Consider the following 18,027-nt stretch of genomic DNA (forward strand, 5'->3'; position numbering starts at 1 on the left):
CGGCGCGAATCGCCGTCAGCTCTGCGCGCTGACGCGGCGGTCCTGGATGATCGCTGGCATCGGCGATTCCAGCGCCAGCCGGATCATCCGGTTGAGATCCGCGCGCCGGTAAGGTTTCGGCAGCAGCAGCACGTCGTTGTTCATGGGGCTGTGATTGATGACGTCGTCGTTCTCGGTGAAGCCGGACGTGAACAGCACCTTGAGCGTGGGCCGCAGCAACGCCACCGCCTCGGCCAGTTGCCGGCCATTCATCTTGCCGGGCATCACGATGTCGGTGAACAGCAGGTCGAACGGCTCGCCGCTTTCGACAAGCGCCAGCGCGTCCGCCGCATTCTCCGCGGCAATCGTCTTGTAGCCGAGGCTCTGCAACTGCGTCAGCACGAAGCTGCGCACGCTGGCATCGTCCTCCACGCAGAGGATGGTCTCGTTGCCGCTCTCCGCCCGCGGTTCGCCGGCCGGCTCCGCAAGCTGTTTCGGCTGCTCGATGGCCTTGGGCAGATAGATCCTGAAGGTGGTGCCGTGGCCGACGTCGCTCTCCGCCTCGATATGGCCGCCGGATTGCTTGACGAAGCCATAGACCATGCTGAGGCCGAGGCCGGTGCCGCGCCCGGGTTCCTTGGTGGAGAAGAACGGCTCGAACACCTTGTCGAGAACGGCCTCCGGCATGCCGGTGCCGGTATCGCGCACGGTGACCCGCACGTAGCGCCCCGCCGCAAGAATGCCCTTGAATTTGAAATCGTCCGGCAGGACTTCCAAATTGCCGGTAGTCAGGATCAGCTTGCCGCCGTTGGGCATGGCGTCGCGGGCGTTGATGGCCAGGTTGACCAGGGCCGAGCTGAGCTGGCCGGGATCGATCAGCGCCGGCCAGACGTCGTTGCCAAGGACTGTCTCGACTTCGATCTGCCGCCCCAGCGTCGGGTGCAAGAGCTTGCACACATCCGTCATCAGCGAATTGACGTCGATGGCGCGCGGCTGCAGCGGCTGCTTCCGCGCGAAAGCCAGCAGGTTGGCGGTGAGCTCGGCGCCGCGGTCGGCGGCGCCGCTGATCAGCGCCGCAATCGCCGCGAGTTGCGGCTTGTCGGCGACCGCATCGGCCAGGATGTCGATGGTGCCGGTGATGACCGTCAGCATGTTATTGAAGTCGTGCGCCAGGCCGCCGGTCAGCTCGCCGACGGATTCCATCTTCTGGGCTTGCCGCAACTGTTCCTCGGCGACGCGACGTTGCGAGATATCCCGGAGGAACATGTTGATGATGATCTTGTCGCGCCGGCGCAGCGCCGTCAGCGAAATCTCGGTGACGATCTCGCTGCCATCCCGCCGCAGCGTGATCGTCTCGTAGCGCCATCCGGAGATGCCGTTCTCCAGCTTCTGCACCACCTGCGCGATCCGCTCCGCGCTGCCGAGGTTCTTGTCGCCGCAGATGGCCAGCTCGCCGAGACTTTTCCCGATCACCTCGTCGCGGCTCCAGCCGAACATGGCTTCAGCCTTGGGACTCCACAGCAGGACGGTGCCGTAGTTGTCGACCTGCACAAAAGCATCCAGCGCGGTGTCGATGATGGCCTGCGCCATCTGCTCGCTCGCCGACTGCGCCTCCTGCGCCCGCAGGTTCCTGGTGATGTCGTGATAGACGGTGACGGCGCCGCGCAGCACGCCGGCCTCGTCGATGATCGGCCGCCCGCTGACCACGATATCCAGGTCGCCCCCGCGCCCGACGGCCGCACCACCAGATGCAGATTGTCCACCGCCTTGCCGCGCAACGCCAGCGACATGGCCGACTGATCGAACGGGAACGGCGTTACGCCGTCGGGATAGAACAGGGCGAACTTCTTGATCGTACTCAGCACGTTGCAATGCCCGAGCTCCACGTCGAGCAAGCGCATCGCCGCGGGATTGGCGATCACGACATCGCCCCGCTCGTTCGCCACCAGCACCGGATCGGCAATGGTCGTGATGACATTGTTGAGCAAGGCGCTGTTCTGCTTCACATCGGCGACCATGCGGGTGAAGGCCGTCGACAGCACCTCGATCTCCCGACCGCCGCCGGCCGACAGCGCAATCGATTCCCCGCGCGAAAATCCTTCCACAGCGCGCGTCATCTGTACCAGCGGCTTCGATAGCGAGCGCGCCAGCAGCAAGGCAAGAACGATGGCACAGAGGATCGCGAGCGCTCCGCCGACCAACGTCGAATTGCCAACGGCGGCGAGGCCCACATTGAGGCTGGGATAGTCGCTGGCCTCGATCACCGTGATCTTGGGGCCGCCCGCGAGCCGCACCGACGCCCAGCCGGCCACGAACCAGTCGTCTTTTCGATCGAGCCACAACCCGCTATTCTGGCCCTTCTTCATCTCCTCGTCGAACTGCGGGAACGTGCTCTGGATACGAGACGGTGCGGTCGGACCCGACGCGGCCGTGTGTTGTCCATCCGGACGCAGCAGATGTTCACCGCGCTCGTCGACCACGAAGACCTGGCGGCCGCGGACCGTGGTCGCGCGAATCCGATCGAACTCGGGCTCCAGATCGACATCGATCACGCCGACGGCAAATGCCTTGCCGTCGCCGCCGAGGAGCGGAACGGCGACGCGAACGACAGGAAACGGCGCACGATCGACCGTGCTCGGGACCTGTTGCGGTCCAACCGGCGACACGTACATGTCCCGGGCGGAAAGACCGATCGCCTCCGTGAAATAAGCGCGATCGCCCTTCGGCGCCAGTTCGGCCTCCGGCACGACCCGGATAGCGCCCTGCGGGCCGGACCGATCGACGCGAACCAGTTCGCGTCCGCCGTCTTCCCGACCGATCACCCGCATCTGGGCATATAGAGGTTTGGCCGAAAGCTCTGCGGTTAAACGAGCCGCAATGCGCTTTCGCCACGTCGCGGCGAGATCTTTCGCAGAGGGGTCGACAAGGCTCTGGGTGTAGGCCGCCCCCAATTCGGCGACCGCGCCTGTCGTGCGAAGCGCCGTCAGATCGACGCGCGCATTATTCAGCGCCGCCTCGAGCCGCGTGGCATTCAGCAAGGCGTGGGTTTCGAGCCTCTCCAGCGACCGCGGCAAGGCAAGGCGGACGAGGTTCCGGTAGGTGATCAAGCCCAAGGCGATTGTGGTCACCAGAACCAGCGCCACCATTGCGATCGCCAAACGAGTTGACAACTTCAGCACAGGCGGTCGCCTTTGGGTTGATATCAAGGGAGTTGGTCGCCGGGCGTGGAGTCTCGCCGCAAATGGCCATGCGGTAAAGCGATCCTGCGAAAGATATCAGATTCGACGGGACCCAGCCGTTAAAAACCCCGCCCGTAAAATTACGGGTTGGGGAGCGGCGAGGGAACTACGTCGTGTCAGACCCGCACGGAAGCCGGCTATTCGCCGGCCTGGAGCGCGAGGCGCCCGCTTTCCAACGAAGAGCCGCGTGCCTCCACGCGGCTCTGCTGTAGTTGTCGCCCGTGCATAGGCCCGGCGTTTCGCCGGGCCGCGCCGGATCTGGCGCGGCGCTCAGGCCGCGCGCACCGAAGCGAGGAACTTGCCGACCTCGAGCTTCAGCCGGTTACTGTCCGACGACAGCGACTGGGCGGCCGACAGCACCTGGGAGGACGCGGAGCCGGTCTGGTTGGCGCCGCGCTGCACATCGCCGATATTGGTGCTGACCTGGATGGTGCCCTGCGCGGCCTGCTGGACGTTGCGGGAAATTTCCTGGGTCGCGGCACCCTGCTGTTCCACTGCCGAGGCGATGCTCGACGCGATCTCCGACATCTTGCCGATGGTGTCGCCGATCTGCCGGATGGCGCCGACCGATTCCTGCGTCGCCGCCTGGATGCCGTTGATCTGCTGGCTGATATCGCCGGTCGCCTTGGCGGTTTGCTCCGCCAGTGCCTTCACCTCGCTGGCGACCACTGCGAAGCCGCGGCCGGCGTCGCCGGCGCGCGCCGCCTCGATGGTGGCATTCAGCGCCAGCAGGTTGGTCTGACCGGCAATGGTATTGATCAGCTCGACCACGTCGCCGATCCGCGCCGCGGCCTTGGCCAATTCGCCGACCCGGTCATTGGTGCGGCGCGCCTGCCCGACGGCCTCATTGGCGATATTTGCGGATTCCTGCACCTGGCGTCCGATCTCGCTGATGGACAGCGACATCTCCTCGGTGGCCGATGCCACCGCCTGCACGTTGATCGAGGCTTCCTGCGAGGCGGAGGTGACCAGCGTGGTCAGTTCCTGGGCGCGCTCGGCGGTGTCGGTCAGCGTACCGGCGGAGGCCTCGAGTTCGGTCGATGCCGACGACACCGTCTCGACGATCTCGCCGACGGCACTCTCGAAATCGTCGGCCAGCTTGACCATGTCGCGCTTGCGCTGCTCGCCGGCCAGGCGATCCTGAGTCGCTCTGGCTTCGGCCTCGGCGTGGGCAGCCTGTTCGGCATTCGCGCGAATGACGGTCACCGTCTTGGCGATATCGCCGATCTCGTCGCCGCGATTGGCGCCGGGAATGACGGTATCGAGCTGGCCCGCCGCCATCGACGTCATAGCGGCATTCAACCGAACCATCGGCCGCGCCACGTCCACGAAGGAAAAACCATGGTGCATATCAGCACCAGAACCACAGCAGCGCCAAGGGCCACGTTGATCTTGCCGGACTCGACAAGTTGCTCACCCGCCTGGCTGCGGGCGAGATCGGCCGTCTGCTTCGCCGAGGCGACTGCAACCGCCATCAGTTCTGATGCTTCCTTCGCCGCCGGAACGATGCTTTCGCGCGATAGGCTTGCCTTTGTATCATCCACCTTGATCGCTTCATCGGTGGCCGCCATGAATTTCTTGGCATCGGCGGACAGTAGCGCGATGACGTCCTGCATCGGACCGTCCTCGGCGAGGCTGGCCGCGCGCGCGATCGACTTGGTGAGAAGATCGGCACGCTTGCCGATCTGCATTTTCTCGGTGGCTTCGCCCATCGCTGTGAAACGCCAGGCGGATGCGCGCACCGCATTGATCGCGATGTCGGCGTCGCGCAACTGCAGATCGACCTCGGGCCACTTGCTCGACTCGATCACCGCGGTGGACAGACGCAGCTGACTGAGGTGCCTGTCCCAATCAATCGTGGCTACGTTGCGCGTGCGGTACAGTTCGAGCAGCTTCTTCTGAAACTCGTTGGTCTGGCTCGCGCCATTCGCATAACGGGCGGTCAGATCCTTGACCTTGCTGAGCCTCGCCTTGGCTTCCTGACCGATCGGCATCGCGAGAGCGGCGTCGAGCCCCTTGTCCTGCGCCGCCTTGGCGGTGGCGAGGTCGGCATAGGCCTTGTCAATCTCGTTGCGGGTTTTGGCCGCGACCTGCCCTCGGTTGGCCAGGCGCATGCTGCGCATTTCGCTTTCAGCCTGCATGACAAAATCGACCACCCGCTGTTGTTCATCGGCGCGCAGGTTGTTTTCTGCGACCGTGGTTTCGGTCCGCATCTGGTTTGCGACGACACCGATCGACAACAGGATGCCGATCAGACCGGCAAGGCCCAGCTTGTTGCCAACGCGATTGAGCTTGATCATCTCGGAGTACTCTCAAGGGATGCGATGAAGTAGCAGGAGACCGCGCGCAACGCTGCAACAGCCTCCGTCAGCGTGAGCGGGCGGCGGCAGCGAAGGCCGGATGGATGAGGTTTTGGACGCGCGCCGATCAGGCGACGGTTGTGAGCGGGATCCGTCGCTTGATCGGCAGTCGCATCGCCGTTGTGGGTGGCGCTTTGATCGGTCCCAAGATACCACTCAACCCTGATGCAAACGTTAATCCGCGGCGCCGCAAAATGCGGCAGCCGCTGCCGAAGACGGCATCAGTCGCTCTGAAAGTACAGTTCGATTTGAGTTGAATTGTCTGCGTCGCGCCTGCCGGCGAGGGCCGTACCTGCCTCGCCTGCGGCGGCAAGGATTTGTCGACGCTGTTCGTCAACCCCGCGACACCATGATCGCTCCGGTTCGCGATCTGACGGGCGGGCGCGCTGGATATTTGGCTACGATCCCAAACACGCGACCGTCATCCTGAGGTGCTCGCCGGAACGGCGAGCCTCGAAGGATGGGTGTTCAGCGCACGCGGCTCATCCTTCGAGGCGCGCGAAGACGTGCACCTCAGGATGACGGTGGTGTATTTGGTGACTTGAGAAAAGCTCAATCCTTGGAGCGGCGCAATTCCATCGCACCCTCGGGCTTCGCATCGGCCTTCACCGAGCCGGTGCTGACCGATTCGATCTTGCCGATTTCGACGCGCGGGGTTTCGACGCGCGCCGACACTTCGGTGCGCGATGCATCGGCCGAACGGGTCGGCTCCGGTGCCCGCAGCGAGCGCGGGCGCGACAGCGAGCGCGCCATCAGCATCTGGCCGACGCCCTGATGGCGGAAATCGCAATAGGCGAAGCCCATGCCGGAGACGGAGCCGCGAAAGCTCCGCTCGTCATTCTTGGTCAGGTTGAAGCACGGCTCGAACGGAATGCCCTTGATCGAGGCGCAGATGGCCTGGCCGCGCACCTGCAGCGTATTGCCGGGGAGCCGCATGTTGCGCGAGGGGCCGGAGCCGGAGAACTGCACGGCGCCTGCTGCACCGCCATCGTCGAACACACGACCCGCGCCGCGGGTGCCGTCGAAACAGGTGAAGGCGAACAGTTTGCCGGCGACGAATTTGCGGGCCTCTTCGGCCGTCATCTGGCCTGCCGCGGCTGGCATCGCCACTGACGCTGCGAACACGGCTCCCAATACAAAACGCGCAACCATAGGATACTCCGACCAACTGAGCGCGGGTGACCGCCAGATGCCTTTACCCGCTGCTTACCATACCAACCGTGGCAACATTGGAGCAGGTTGGTTGGTAAAGTCTGAACATCGTCAGAGAATCTTTACCACGATTCGACCACGGACCTCGCCGGCGAGCACCCTGGCCCCCGCCGCGACGACATCGGCGAGATCGATTTCATGAGTGATTTCAGCGAGTTTCGCCTTGTCCAGATCGCTGGCCAGCCGTCCCCACGCCTGCTTTCGCAGGTCGATCGGGCACATCACGGAATCGATACCCAGAAGACACACGCCGCGCAAAATGAACGGCGCCACCGATGACGGCAGGTCCATGCCACCGGCGAGCCCGCAGGCGGCGATGGCGCCGCGATAGCTGGTCATCGACAACAGATTGGCCAGCGTGGTCGAACCGACGCTGTCGATACCGCCGGCCCAGCGCTCCTTGGCCAGCGGCTTTGCGGGACCGGACAATTCGGCGCGGTCGATGATATCCGCAGCGCCCAGACCCTTGAGATAGTCGGCTTCCGCCGTGCGGCCGGTCGAGGCTATGACGTGATAGCCGAGCTTCGACAGCACGGCGATCGCCACCGAGCCGACGCCGCCGGCAGCGCCTGTCACCACCACCGGACCGGAGGCCGGTGTCAGGCCGTGCTTCTCCAGCGCCAGCACGCTCAGCATCGCGGTGTAGCCGGCGGTTCCGATGGCCATGGCGTCGCGCGCGGTCATGCCATCAGGCAACCGCACCAGCCAGTCGCCCTTGACCCGCGCCTTCTCGGCGTAGGCGCCGAGATGGGTCTCGCCCATGCCCCAGCCGTTGCAGATCACCTTGTCGCCGGCTTTCCAGTCGGGATGCGACGACGTCTCCACGGTGCCCGCAAGATCGATCCCGGCGATCATCGGGAACCGGCGCACCACCGGCGCCTTGCCGGTGACCGCGAGGCCGTCCTTGTAGTTCACCGTGGACCATTCAACCCGCACGGTGACGTCGCCGTCCATCAGCTCGGCTTCGTCGAACTGCGTGAGTGCGACCGTGGTGCCCTTGTCGGCCTTGTCGATCCGAACCGCCCTGAACATGCCCAACGCATCACTCCCTGAATTGTATTGGCTGGATTTCTCCTGCCCAATTATGCCGCGTCGTCATGAGAAACGCCACCTGCCCGCGGCCAAGCCGCATAGCGCATGGCTGCCAACCGCAACCGAAGCGCGCTCAATTTCCGATCCTGAAATTCTTTGTGGTGGCGAGCACCGTTCCGCATAAGGTCGTTCCCGCAGCGGAGACCGCGTAGACGTCCGCGGCGCCGACCGAGTTGGTCCGCCCCGCCTGCAGCACGCGCCCCTTGGCAAGCAACGTCTCGCCTTTGGCGAAGCCGGTCATCTTGATGGTGAAGTCGAGCGTCGCAAGAGCCCATCCTCTCGGCAACAGCGACAAACACGACGACACCGCCGCCACATCGCCGACGACGCCGACGATGGACGCGGGGAACAATCCGGTGGGGCCCGAGAACCTCTCGACAAACGGCAGCTCAATGTCGATCGCGCCGAGCGCAAACGATGCCACGTCGATGCCGACTTCACGCACGAACGGCAACGCCGCGAGGAACGATCTGATATCTGATTTATCAAGGCGATCTTGATCATCGGCCACGACGCTTGATCCTCCGTGGGTGATCGGGCGCGATAGGGGATCGGGTGTCACGCCGCCAGTTGCCGGGTGGCTTCAATATTCCGGATCGTCAACTCGCAGGCTGCAGCGGCCTCGGTGCCCTTGACGAGAAAGTGCTCGTGAAAGAACCGCATGTGCTCGGCATGTTCGTGGAAATGCTGCGGCGTCAGCACCGCGGAAATCACAGGAACATCGCTGTCCAACTGTACGCGCATGAGACCGTTGATCACTGCATCGCTCACGAACTCATGCCGATAGATGCCGCCATCGACCACAAGACCGGTGGCGACGATCGCCACATAACGGCCGCTGCGCGCCAAAAGCTTGGCTTGCAGCGGAATCTCAAATGCGCCGGGCACGTCGAAGAAATCGACCAGCGACGAGGACCGGCCGCGCCGCTCCAGCTCGGCGACGAATCCAAGCCGGCATTGATCGACGATGTCCTTATGCCAGCAGGATTGAATGAAGGCGATCCGTCCGGCAGGAACGGTGGCGTTGCGCAAGGAGGATTGGGAATGTTGCAGTGACTGATTCATGGGTGCCCTCGAGGCTTGAGACCAGAATCAGGACGTACGGGTACACGCCAACGCTCCGCTGACGCGGAGCATCCTGCGCAATCCCGTTCTCTTTCATCCGGACTATACCGTCGGCCCCGGAGTCACACCGGGTCTGCTGACCCTGCCGGTTGCCCAGCAGGCGCTCGCGGGCTCATGCACTTGCGTGCCATCACCGCCGGTGGGGAGTTTCACCCCGCCCTGAGAACGAAGGTCGCCGAAATATAGGGGCGACCGGTACCAATGTTCATGGGCCCCCGTCTGCGAGTCAAGCGCGTCACATTAATTTCTTCAGATGCGCGGCAGGATCACGCCGGCTGCGCAACCGGGCGCTTCACGGGGGCTTCGACGATCGGCAGGTTGATCAGCGCCGACAGCACGCCGAACAGCACCGACAGCCACCACACCGGCGTGTAGGAGCCGAACTTCTCATAGACGATGCCGCCGAGCAGCGCGCCAAGGAAGCCGCCGACCTGGTGGCTGAAGAAGGCGAAGCCGTACAACGTCGCCAGCCAGCGGGTGCCGAACATCAGCAGCACCAGGCTCGACGTCGGCGGCACCGTGGACAGCCAGGTCAGGCCGCTGATGATGCCGAAGGCGATCGCAGAGAAGGTGGTCATCGGCAGCAGGATGAAGGCCACCGTCGCCAGTGCGCGGGTAAAATAGATGAAGGACAGAATGTAGCGCTTGGGAAACCTGCTTTGCGCATAGCCGACCGTGAGCGAGCCCACGATATTGAACAGGCCGATCACGGCGATCACCCAGCCGCCGGTCGAGGCCGGCATGCCCCTGTCGACCAGATAGGCCGGCAGATGCATGGTGATGAAGGCGAGCTGGAAGCCGCAGGTGAAGAAGCCCAGCACCAGCAATACGTAGGAGCGATGGCCGAAGGCCTCCGACAGCGCCGCCCGGAACGACTGGCGCTGCGCAACCGGCACATCGGCCACCGCAGCGGTGGGCGTCGCCAGCGCCAGCGACAGCGGGATCACCAGCAGCATCAACAGGGCGAAGGTCATCAGCGTCGGCTGCCAGCCGGCATTGTCGATCATCGCCACGGTGAACGGCGCGAACACGAACTGGCCGAACGATCCGGCGGCAGTGCCGGCGCCAAGCGCGATGCCGCGCCACTCCGGCGGCATCAGCTTGCCGAACGCCGACAGCACCAGGTTGAACGAGCAGCCCGACAGGCCGAAGCCGATCAGCAGCCCGGCACCGAGATTGAGCTCCAGCGGCGTCGAGGAATAGCGCATTACCAGAAGACCGACGGCATAGAGCAGCGCGCCGACGCTGATCACCCTGACAGCGCCGAACTTGTCGGCGATGGCGCCCGCGAACGGCTGGCCGATGCCCCACAGCAGGTTCTGCACGGCGAAGGCCAGCGCGAACACGTCGCGCCCCCAGCCGAACTGCTGGCTCATGGGCTGCATGAAGAAGCCGACGCTGGAGCGCGGCCCGAAGGTCAGCATGCCGATCAGCGAGCCGCAGATCACGATCACCAGCGGTGTGCGCCAGCCGAGGCCACGCGAAGGCAAGATGCTGTCAGTCGCTGCCATGTCGTTTCCCCGATGTGCCAGAATTCGAGCCGCTGCGCGGCCCGCAAAAGCGTTGGCGGGCGAGTCGAAACCGACCTCCCCGCAAGCTCGGCCAGATTAATGCATGCGCATGGAAATCACAAAGGCCGGGGAAAAAATTCCATGCCGCATAGCAGCAATGCAAATCGGTTCCGTCAAATTCCGGAAAACAGGAGCGCGTTCGCGGCGACCGGATTTGCCGCAGGTCCGCCGCATCACTGCCGCAACGGATTTTCCCGCGACAAGTCGAACCCGGTTACGGCTTGGCCTCGGCGAGCCGGGCGGTGATTGCCGCGGTCTGCTCCTTGGTACCCCAGCTCGGCGCATCGCTGCCGTCGCCCCACGCCCGCGGCCGATAGAAGGTGTGCACGCCGAACTTGTACATCTTCTTCATCTCATGCACCCACGACGGGCGAACCCAATAGGCATGGTAGTGCGTGGACTTCGCGACTTCCGGAAGCCAGATCTGGCCGTCCAGTGACGCCTTGGCGATTTTCCTGGCGCGGTCCCACATGTCCGGTTCCTTGACCACATCGGCGACGTCGTCGCAGGCGAAGGTGAACTGGCAGGCCAGATGGCGATGCTTGTTCTGATAAACCACGCCGCAGACATTGGTGGGATAGAAGCCGGAGAACGCGCGGTTCAGCACCACCTGCGCCACCGCCATCTGGCCGCGCACCGCCTCGCCGCGCGCTTCGAAATAGATCGCCTCGGTGAGGCACTTCTCATGCTTGGCGCGCAGCTTGTCGGTGTTCAGACCAAGCCGCTCGGCCGGGGTCTTGACGTGATTGGTGGTATTGACCTCGCCCTTGCCGGCGACGCTCTCGCCGCCTTTCGCGGGATCTGCCGCGGCGGCCGGCGGAATTGCCTTCACCTTGAGATCGGGATCGACGGTGCCGCCGGGCAGCACGATCATCGGCTCCTCGCCCGGCTGCCAGCGCTCCATGGTCTCGACTTCCGCGCCCAGCGACGAGCTGCCGAAGAACAGGCTGGCAGTCTTCACCGAGAAACCATCCTTCGGCGGCGCCGGCTCGACCGCGATGACGGCGGTGTCGGGCTGGCCTTTCGTGTCGATGATCGGCTGGGTCGCCAGCGTGGCATCGTATTGCGGCAGCGGCGGCGCCTTCAGCGCTTCGGCAAGCTCCGGATCGAGCGCGCCAACGTGCACCGACGCCGATGGCGCGGCGGCCTCGGCGGTCTTCGCGCCTCTTACCGACGCATTGGTCGGAAACGAATCCCTCTTCGGCAGCGCTTCGGTGGGCGCCTCGCTCTCGGGAACCACGCTGGCGAGCCTGTCGCCCTTGAGCGTGCGGTCGACGGCGGGAAACTCGGAAGGCTGATAGGGACGCGGCGGCTGCGCCAGCGGATTGCGCGTGATCGCGCCCGTAATGTCGATACCGGAATTGTCGAGGCTGGCGAGTTGCAGGCCCGCATTGCGCGTCGTGGTGCCGATCGGACGGCCGAATGAGAAGGTCGCGACCTGGATGGAACTGACGGCGGAGGCGATCACGCGCTTCTGCCACCGTTCGGCGACGCCCGGCTGGCGCGCCAGCAACGAAGCGATGTCCTGATAGCCGATCTCGTTGGGGATCAATGCAAAGACGCAAAGACCGAGGCCGAAAGACACGCTGCGCGCGCCCTTCGGCCGGTTACGCATTACTGACATCGATACGCTCACGCAACGCTTACACACATGCAATCGAACAGCACGTTCCGTACAATTCGATCAATGTTGGTGATATCGAATTAAAGTTGCGAGGGAGTTAATCGTTGATGCAGCCACGACACACGCAAGCAGGTGGATGCCTGTGACGGCGATCATCGGAAGCCTTGGTAAATAGGGGCTTCAGCAATGAAGTAAACAACGCGTCAACGAAAATGATGAAGCATTTTTCGATATGCAGTTGGCTAATTCAGAGTTCCATCGCGAACTGAACAGAGCCGTCATCCTGAGGTGCTCGCCTTTGGCGAGCCTCGAAGGACGACGGCGTAGCTCCGCCGTTGCAGGACATGCATCCTTCGGGGCTCGGGTCTCTGCACATGTGGAAGCCGCATCGCGTGTGAGCCCTCGCACCTCAGGATGACGGCGGAGTGGTTGCGAGAGCGATCGAATTGAAACGAAAAAATGGCCGGGGAACTCCCCGGCCATTCAGCATTTGCTAACGATGTTTTGCGCGTAGCGTCGTCACGCCTGGCTGGCGACGACCTTGCCCAGCGCGGCCTGTGCCGCCGCAAGGCGGGCGATCGGCACGCGATAGGGAGAGCACGACACGTAATCGAGGCCGATCTCGTGGCAGAAGGTGACCGACGCCGGATCGCCGCCGTGCTCGCCGCAGATCCCGACCTTGATGTCCGGCCGGGTCTTGCGGCCGCGCGCAACACCGATTTTCACGAGCTCGCCGACACCGTCGCGATCCACGGAGATGAACGGATCGACCGGCAAGATACCCTTGGCGATGTAAGTGCCGAGGAAGCTCGCGGCATCGTCGCGGCTGATGCCGAAGGTGGTCTGCGTCAGGTCGTTGGTTCCGAACGAGAAGAACTCGGCGGTTTCGGCGATCTCACCGGCCATCAGGCAGGCACGCGGCAGCTCGATCATGGTGCCGACGCTGTACTTCAGCTTGCCGCCGGTTTCCTTGATCACCGCCAGCGCGGTCGCATCGATCCGCGCCTTGACGAGATCGAACTCCATCTTGGTGGCGATCAGGGGCACCATCACTTCGAGCCCGACCAGTTCGCCGGTCCGCTTGGCGGCCTCAACGGCCGCTTCGAATAAGGCACGCGCCTGCATCTCGGCGATTTCCGGATAGGCGATCGCCAGGCGGCAGCCACGGAAGCCGAGCATCGGATTGAACTCGGCGAGATCGCGGGCGCGGTCGGCAAGTTTGCGCGGGTCGGTGTTCATCGCGCGCGCGACTTCCTCGACCTCGGCCTGGGTGTGCGGCAGGAATTCGTGCAGCGGCGGATCGAGCAGGCGGATGGTGATCGGCAGGCCCTTCATGATCTCGAACAGCTCGACGAAATCGGCGCGCTGCATCGGCAGCAACTTCGCCAGCGCCGCGCGGCGCGATTGCTCGTCTTCGGCGAGGATCATCTCGCGCACGGTGCGGATGCGGGTCTCCTCGAAGAACATGTGCTCGGTGCGGCACAGGCCGATGCCTTCAGCGCCGAACTTCAGCGCGGTGCGCGCATCGTCCGGGGTGTCGCCGTTGACGCGCACCTTGAGCTTGCGCACCTTGTCGGCCCAGCCCATCAGCGTGTTGAACTCGCCCGACAGTTCCGGCTCGATCATCGGCATGCGGCCGGCCAGCACCTGGCCGATCGAGCCATCGATGGTGATGACGTCGCCGGCCTTGAAGACCCGGCTGCCGATGGTCATGGTGCCGCGGCCGTAATCGACGCGGATGGTGCCGCAACCGGATACGCAGGGCTTGCCCATGCCGCGCGCGACCACCGCCGCGTGCGAGGTCATGCCGCCACGGGTGGTCAGGATGCCTTCGGCGGCATGCATGCCGTGGATATCTTCCGGGCTGGTCTCGATGCGCACCAGGATGACATTGCGGCCGTCGGCCTGCAGCTTGGCGGCTTCCTCCGAGGAGAACACGATCTCGCCCGAGGCGGCACCGGGCGACGCCGGCAGGCCGGTAGCGATGACGTCGCGCTTGGCGGCGGGATCGATATTCGGATGCAGCAACTGATCCAGCGACGCCGGATCGATCCGCATCACCGCATCCTGCTGCGAGATCACGCCTTCGCTGGCGAGCTCGACGGCGATGCGCAGCGACGCCTTAGCGGTGCGCTTGCCGTTGCGGGTCTGCAGCATCCACAGCCGGCCCTGCTCGACCGTGAACTCCATGTCCTGCATGTCGCGGTAGTGCTTCTCGAGCTGGGTGTAGATCCGCGTCAGCTCCTTGAACGCCTCCGGCATCGCCACTTCCATCGAGGGCTTGTCGGAGCCGGATTCCTGCCGCGCATATTCGGTGATGTCCTGCGGCGTGCGGATACCCGCCACCACGTCCTCACCCTGTGCGTTGATCAGGAATTCGCCGTACAGCTTGCTCTCGCCGGTGGACGGATTGCGCGTGAACGCGACGCCCGTTGCCGAGGTCTCGCCCATGTTGCCGAACACCATGGCCTGCACGCTGACGGCAGTGCCCCAGGATTCCGGAATGTCGTGCAGCCGGCGATAAGTCACCGCGCGGGCGTTCATCCAGGACGAGAACACCGCGCCGATCGCACCCCACAGCTGGTCGTGCGGGTCCTGCGGAAATTCCTTGCCGGTCTCGTGGGCGACCGCTTCCTTGTACTTGCCGACCAGCAACGCCCAGTCGTCGCCGTCGAGATCGGTGTCGAGGGCGTAGCCCTTGCTGTCCTTGTAGGTGTCGAGGATGTCCTCGAAATGATGATGCTCGAAGCCGAGCACCACGTCGGAATACATGGTGATGAAGCGGCGATAGCTGTCATAGGCAAAGCGCTTGTCGCCCGACAGAGCCGCCAGCGCTTCCACCGTCTGGTCGTTGAGCCCAAGGTTGAGCACGGTGTCCATCATGCCGGGCATCGAGGCCCGGCCGCCGGAGCGCACCGAGACCAGCAGCGGGTTCTTGGCGTCGCCAAAACCCTTGCCGGCGATCTTGCCGATCATGGCCAGTGCCTTGTCGACCTGGGCCTGAAGGTCCTTCGGGTAGGATTTGTCGTGGGCGTAGAAATAGGTGCAGACCGTGGTGGGAATGGTGAAACCGGGCGGGACCGGCAGGCCAAGATTAGCCATTTCCGCCAGGTTGGCCCCCTTGCCGCCCAGCAGGTCGCGCAGCCCTGCCTTGCCCTCGGCCTTGCCATCGCCGAAGCTGTAGACCCACTTGCCAGCCTTGATCGCCTCATTGACCGGCTTGCGCGCCTGCTTGACGGCGACGGCGGGCTTCTTCTTGGCGACGGCCTTCGCCACGCCTTTGGGGGCAGGCTTGGCCGGGCTCTTGGCCGGCATCCGGCCGACTACGGCCTTGCTCACCGGCTTTTTCACTGCGGACTTGACGGGCGCCTTGGACGCGCTCTTGCCGATCGCCTTGCGGGTCCGGGCCGGCGCTGGGGCCTTCGCTCGAGCAGCTGCAGAAGGCTTTGATTTCGCTGAAGCTTTTTTGGTCTTCGATGCGGTTTTTGCCATGGCTTACAATCAGTTCGCGAGAGAAAAAGGTGCCGCCTTACACCACGTTTTGGCGCTCCGGCGCAAGCTGCGAAGGGGTTTGCGCCCTACGACAGGTGAAACATCTTGAGTACGCCAAGGCCCACAAGACCGATGAAAATCAAATAGATGGCCACGATCAGGTTGAGCAGCCGGGGCATCAGCAGGATCAGCAGGCCGGCGATGAGAGCCACGATGGGCTGGATGTGCGCAGATGTGATGACCATGAAAAGTCGCTCCGGTGGGGGCTGGCGGGAAGCTCGAATCGTAGCGGGGTTTTATCCCGTGGCAGGGTTCCCCGTACAGACTCCCGCGGGATCAATGAGTTCCTTCCAGGTCGGGTGCATTGCACCAATTTACCTCACATCTCTGCGGAACGTTCCTCCGCGACTGCGATTGGTCGACTGGCTGGATGGCTTGCAATGCGGCGCGAGCCAGCGCGCATCATGTGAAGGAGATCACCATGCGGAACAGAATTATCGCGATTGCCGCACTTGCGGGCGCTCTCGGTGCCCCCATCGCGGCACAGGCGCAGAGCGAAATGACCGTGGGCGTCGCCCGCGAAAGAGGCGTGGTCGTCCAGGAAGTGGATGACGACGGCATCCCCGTCGCGCAGCGGCCGGCGTTCCGCGAATATGTCGTGCGGGAGCGGGTACCGACCTACACGGTGCCTGATCGCGTCGTTGTGGGCGGCACTTTGCCGGACGCCGGCGTCACCTATTACGACGTCCCGCAAAGCTACGGTTCGACGCCCTACCGCTACACTGTCGTCAACGGCCAGACCATCCTGGTCGAGCCGCGTAGCCGCCGGATCGTTCAGGTCATCGACTGATCGCCTGATCGCCACGCCCGTCGCAGTGTAGCGACGGACCTAGAACCCCGCCCTGGTCTCCCCGCCGGGCGGGGTTTTTGTGCCGCGGTTAAGAGGCCTTCAGCATCGACAGGATGTTGCTGGTGGATTTGTAGTTGGCAACGGCGTTGTCGCGAAAGGCCGGCGTCCAGTTGGCCGACTGGCGTTCTTCGGCGCTCATCGCCGAATAGGCGTTGAGAATGCCAAGGCTGAGCTGGGTGGGATCGCCGCTGCTCTGGCTCTGATGGAGCGCCGCGAGAATGCTGGCGCGGTTGCGGGAATCCAGTTCTTTCTTGGCTGCAAAGCTCTCAGTACCGGAGAACATGCCATCCTGATTGAGCGATATGGCGGACAACGAGCGATTGTCGATCGCCGAGAGATCGGCGAGTTGCCCGGTCTTTCGGCCCGTATCGAACACAAGCTCCTTGCCGGCAGCGGTCGCGGCCTTTGCCTGCGCGTCGAGCGTCCCGCGAACCGTCTTGGCGACGCTGGAAAAGCTTGCCACTGGGGGCGTTGCCCCGCTGGCGTCCCGCGCCAGATAGGCTGCCACCGGATCGCCGGAAATCCCGGACGGAGCCTTGGTCGGATCCTGCTGGGTGGCCTGGACGCCCTTCACCACGGCGGCGCGTTGTGCGCCCCATGATGCCGTCGACTTCTCCTCGGCGCTGGCGCCATCGAGATAATCCAGCGCCGCCTTGTAGACGCCGCTGAAGTTGCCGGTCAGTTTCGCAGTGCCGGTGGCCGGCGCCAGTGCCGCATCGAACCGATTGCCGAGTTCTTTCGATGCCACCGCCTGCTCGTCGGCGCTGAACTTGCCGCCGTTGTTGGCGGCAATCGCAAACAGCGAACGGCGATCGAGGGACTTCAGGTCGATGGTGGCATTGCCAGCGGCGTCGAGCGGCGCGGTGACCTTGGCTGCTTTGTAAAGGCCATCGAGCGTGCTGCGCGCCTCGCTTGTGACGGTGGTGAAATCCTTCACCGCGGCGGTGCCGGAGAGTTGTGCCTTCGCGGCATCGGATAGCGTCAGATTGGTCGCAGCATTGGACGTCGTGCCGGATGACGAGTCGCTGCTTGAAAGCAATTCCGCCAGCGTCGGCTGCGCCGCTGCGGCACGCATATAGGCGGAGCCGAGCTGCGCATAGGAGTTGGCATAGCCGGAGGTGACCGTGCTCATTATGTCCCCTGTCGCCCCACGAGGTGAGGTTAACAATTCGTTATGACGTGGGACAATTTCAGCTTGTGGTTAACAGGACGTAAATATTTCCCGATGTGTCCCGCTAATTATGCACCATCAACGGACTCTCCCCAGCTGAGTTCGATGACATATTACTTCGGCCGCACCGATGTAGCGCCGCCGGGGCTGCCGGGCGGTGGGATCACGGGCGTGTTGCCCGTCTCAGGCGTCGGCGCGCGTATTTCGGGATCGACGCCAGCGGGCGGGCAGAGCACACCGTCCGACCTTGCC

Annotated in this window: 12 protein-coding genes, 1 pseudogene and 1 riboswitch; of the genes and pseudogenes, 1 reads left to right on the forward strand and 12 read right to left on the reverse strand. The window is 64.1% G+C overall.

What is annotated here, in order from left to right:
* Positions 1 to 15: 15 nt before the first annotated feature.
* The 11 genes and pseudogenes from ONR75_RS28855 to ONR75_RS28905 all read right to left on the reverse strand — a co-directional run bounded on the left by ONR75_RS28855 (position 16) and on the right by ONR75_RS28905 (position 15,939).
* Positions 16 to 1,530: an ATP-binding protein gene (locus tag ONR75_RS28855; RefSeq protein WP_265083839.1), complete on the reverse strand. Its 1,515-nt coding sequence runs from the start codon at positions 1,528 to 1,530 to the stop codon at positions 16 to 18.
* The gene (locus ONR75_RS28860) at positions 1,449 to 3,107 is read right to left on the reverse strand and encodes a sensor histidine kinase (RefSeq protein WP_265080258.1); all 1,659 of its coding nucleotides are present in this window, start codon (positions 3,105 to 3,107) and stop codon (positions 1,449 to 1,451) included. The genes ONR75_RS28855 and ONR75_RS28860 overlap by 82 nt, the downstream gene beginning before the upstream one ends.
* A gap of 381 nt (positions 3,108 to 3,488) precedes the next feature.
* Positions 3,489 to 5,518 (reverse strand): annotated as a pseudogene (locus ONR75_RS28865) (methyl-accepting chemotaxis protein).
* A gap of 612 nt (positions 5,519 to 6,130) precedes the next feature.
* Positions 6,131 to 6,730, reverse strand: a complete 600-nt coding sequence (locus ONR75_RS28870; RefSeq protein WP_265080259.1) for a hypothetical protein — start codon at positions 6,728 to 6,730, stop codon at positions 6,131 to 6,133.
* A 111-nt stretch (positions 6,731 to 6,841) separates the two neighbouring features.
* Complete coding sequence (locus ONR75_RS28875; protein ID WP_265080260.1) at positions 6,842 to 7,822, reverse strand: MDR family oxidoreductase; 981 nt, start codon at positions 7,820 to 7,822, stop codon at positions 6,842 to 6,844.
* Between the two features lie 133 nt (positions 7,823 to 7,955).
* On the reverse strand, positions 7,956 to 8,393 hold the full coding sequence (locus ONR75_RS28880) for a PaaI family thioesterase (RefSeq protein WP_265080261.1): 438 nt from the start codon (positions 8,391 to 8,393) through the stop codon (positions 7,956 to 7,958).
* Between the two features lie 47 nt (positions 8,394 to 8,440).
* Positions 8,441 to 8,947, reverse strand: coding sequence for a 6,7-dimethyl-8-ribityllumazine synthase (locus ONR75_RS28885; RefSeq protein ID WP_413776400.1), 507 nt, complete (start codon positions 8,945 to 8,947; stop codon positions 8,441 to 8,443).
* An 81-nt stretch (positions 8,948 to 9,028) separates the two neighbouring features.
* Positions 9,029 to 9,178, reverse strand: a riboswitch (FMN riboswitch).
* 95 nt (positions 9,179 to 9,273) lie between these two features.
* Complete coding sequence (locus tag ONR75_RS28890; RefSeq protein WP_265080263.1) at positions 9,274 to 10,518, reverse strand: MFS transporter; 1,245 nt, start codon at positions 10,516 to 10,518, stop codon at positions 9,274 to 9,276.
* Positions 10,519 to 10,792: 274 nt separating this feature from the next.
* Entirely contained in the window at positions 10,793 to 12,202 is a 1,410-nt protein-coding gene (locus tag ONR75_RS28895; protein ID WP_265080264.1) for a cell wall hydrolase, read from the reverse strand.
* 519 nt (positions 12,203 to 12,721) lie between these two features.
* A complete protein-coding gene (ppdK, locus tag ONR75_RS28900; protein WP_265080265.1) occupies positions 12,722 to 15,694 on the reverse strand; it encodes a pyruvate, phosphate dikinase in 2,973 nt (990 codons plus the stop codon).
* A gap of 86 nt (positions 15,695 to 15,780) precedes the next feature.
* Positions 15,781 to 15,939, reverse strand: a complete 159-nt coding sequence (locus ONR75_RS28905; protein WP_265080266.1) for a DUF3096 domain-containing protein — start codon at positions 15,937 to 15,939, stop codon at positions 15,781 to 15,783.
* Between the two features lie 236 nt (positions 15,940 to 16,175).
* Here ONR75_RS28905 and ONR75_RS28910 point away from each other — a divergent pair, with 236 nt between their 5' ends.
* Positions 16,176 to 16,544, forward strand: coding sequence for a DUF1236 domain-containing protein (locus tag ONR75_RS28910; RefSeq protein WP_265080267.1), 369 nt, complete (start codon positions 16,176 to 16,178; stop codon positions 16,542 to 16,544).
* An 88-nt stretch (positions 16,545 to 16,632) separates the two neighbouring features.
* Here ONR75_RS28910 and ONR75_RS28915 read toward each other — a convergent pair whose 3' ends face one another.
* A complete protein-coding gene (locus tag ONR75_RS28915; RefSeq protein ID WP_265080268.1) occupies positions 16,633 to 17,736 on the reverse strand; it encodes a hypothetical protein in 1,104 nt (367 codons plus the stop codon).
* Between the last annotated feature and the right edge of the window lie 291 nt (positions 17,737 to 18,027).

The sequence above is a fragment of the Rhodopseudomonas sp. P2A-2r genome (assembly GCF_026015985.1).
Taxonomy (GTDB): Bacteria; Pseudomonadota; Alphaproteobacteria; order Rhizobiales; family Xanthobacteraceae; genus Tardiphaga.

Coding starts and splice junctions, on each gene's coding strand:
- ONR75_RS28890 (WP_265080263.1), bottom strand. CDS start 10,518: ATGGCAGCGACTGACAGCATCTTGCCTTCGCGTGGCCTCGGCTGGCGC.
- ONR75_RS28870 (WP_265080259.1), bottom strand. CDS start 6,730: ATGGTTGCGCGTTTTGTATTGGGAGCCGTGTTCGCAGCGTCAGTGGCG.
- ppdK (WP_265080265.1), bottom strand. CDS start 15,694: ATGGCAAAAACCGCATCGAAGACCAAAAAAGCTTCAGCGAAATCAAAG.
- ONR75_RS28875 (WP_265080260.1), bottom strand. CDS start 7,822: ATGTTCAGGGCGGTTCGGATCGACAAGGCCGACAAGGGCACCACGGTC.
- ONR75_RS28905 (WP_265080266.1), bottom strand. CDS start 15,939: ATGGTCATCACATCTGCGCACATCCAGCCCATCGTGGCTCTCATCGCC.
- ONR75_RS28910 (WP_265080267.1), top strand. CDS start 16,176: ATGCGGAACAGAATTATCGCGATTGCCGCACTTGCGGGCGCTCTCGGT.
- ONR75_RS28915 (WP_265080268.1), bottom strand. CDS start 17,736: ATGAGCACGGTCACCTCCGGCTATGCCAACTCCTATGCGCAGCTCGGC.
- ONR75_RS28895 (WP_265080264.1), bottom strand. CDS start 12,202: ATGTCAGTAATGCGTAACCGGCCGAAGGGCGCGCGCAGCGTGTCTTTC.
- ONR75_RS28885 (WP_413776400.1), bottom strand. CDS start 8,947: ATGAATCAGTCACTGCAACATTCCCAATCCTCCTTGCGCAACGCCACC.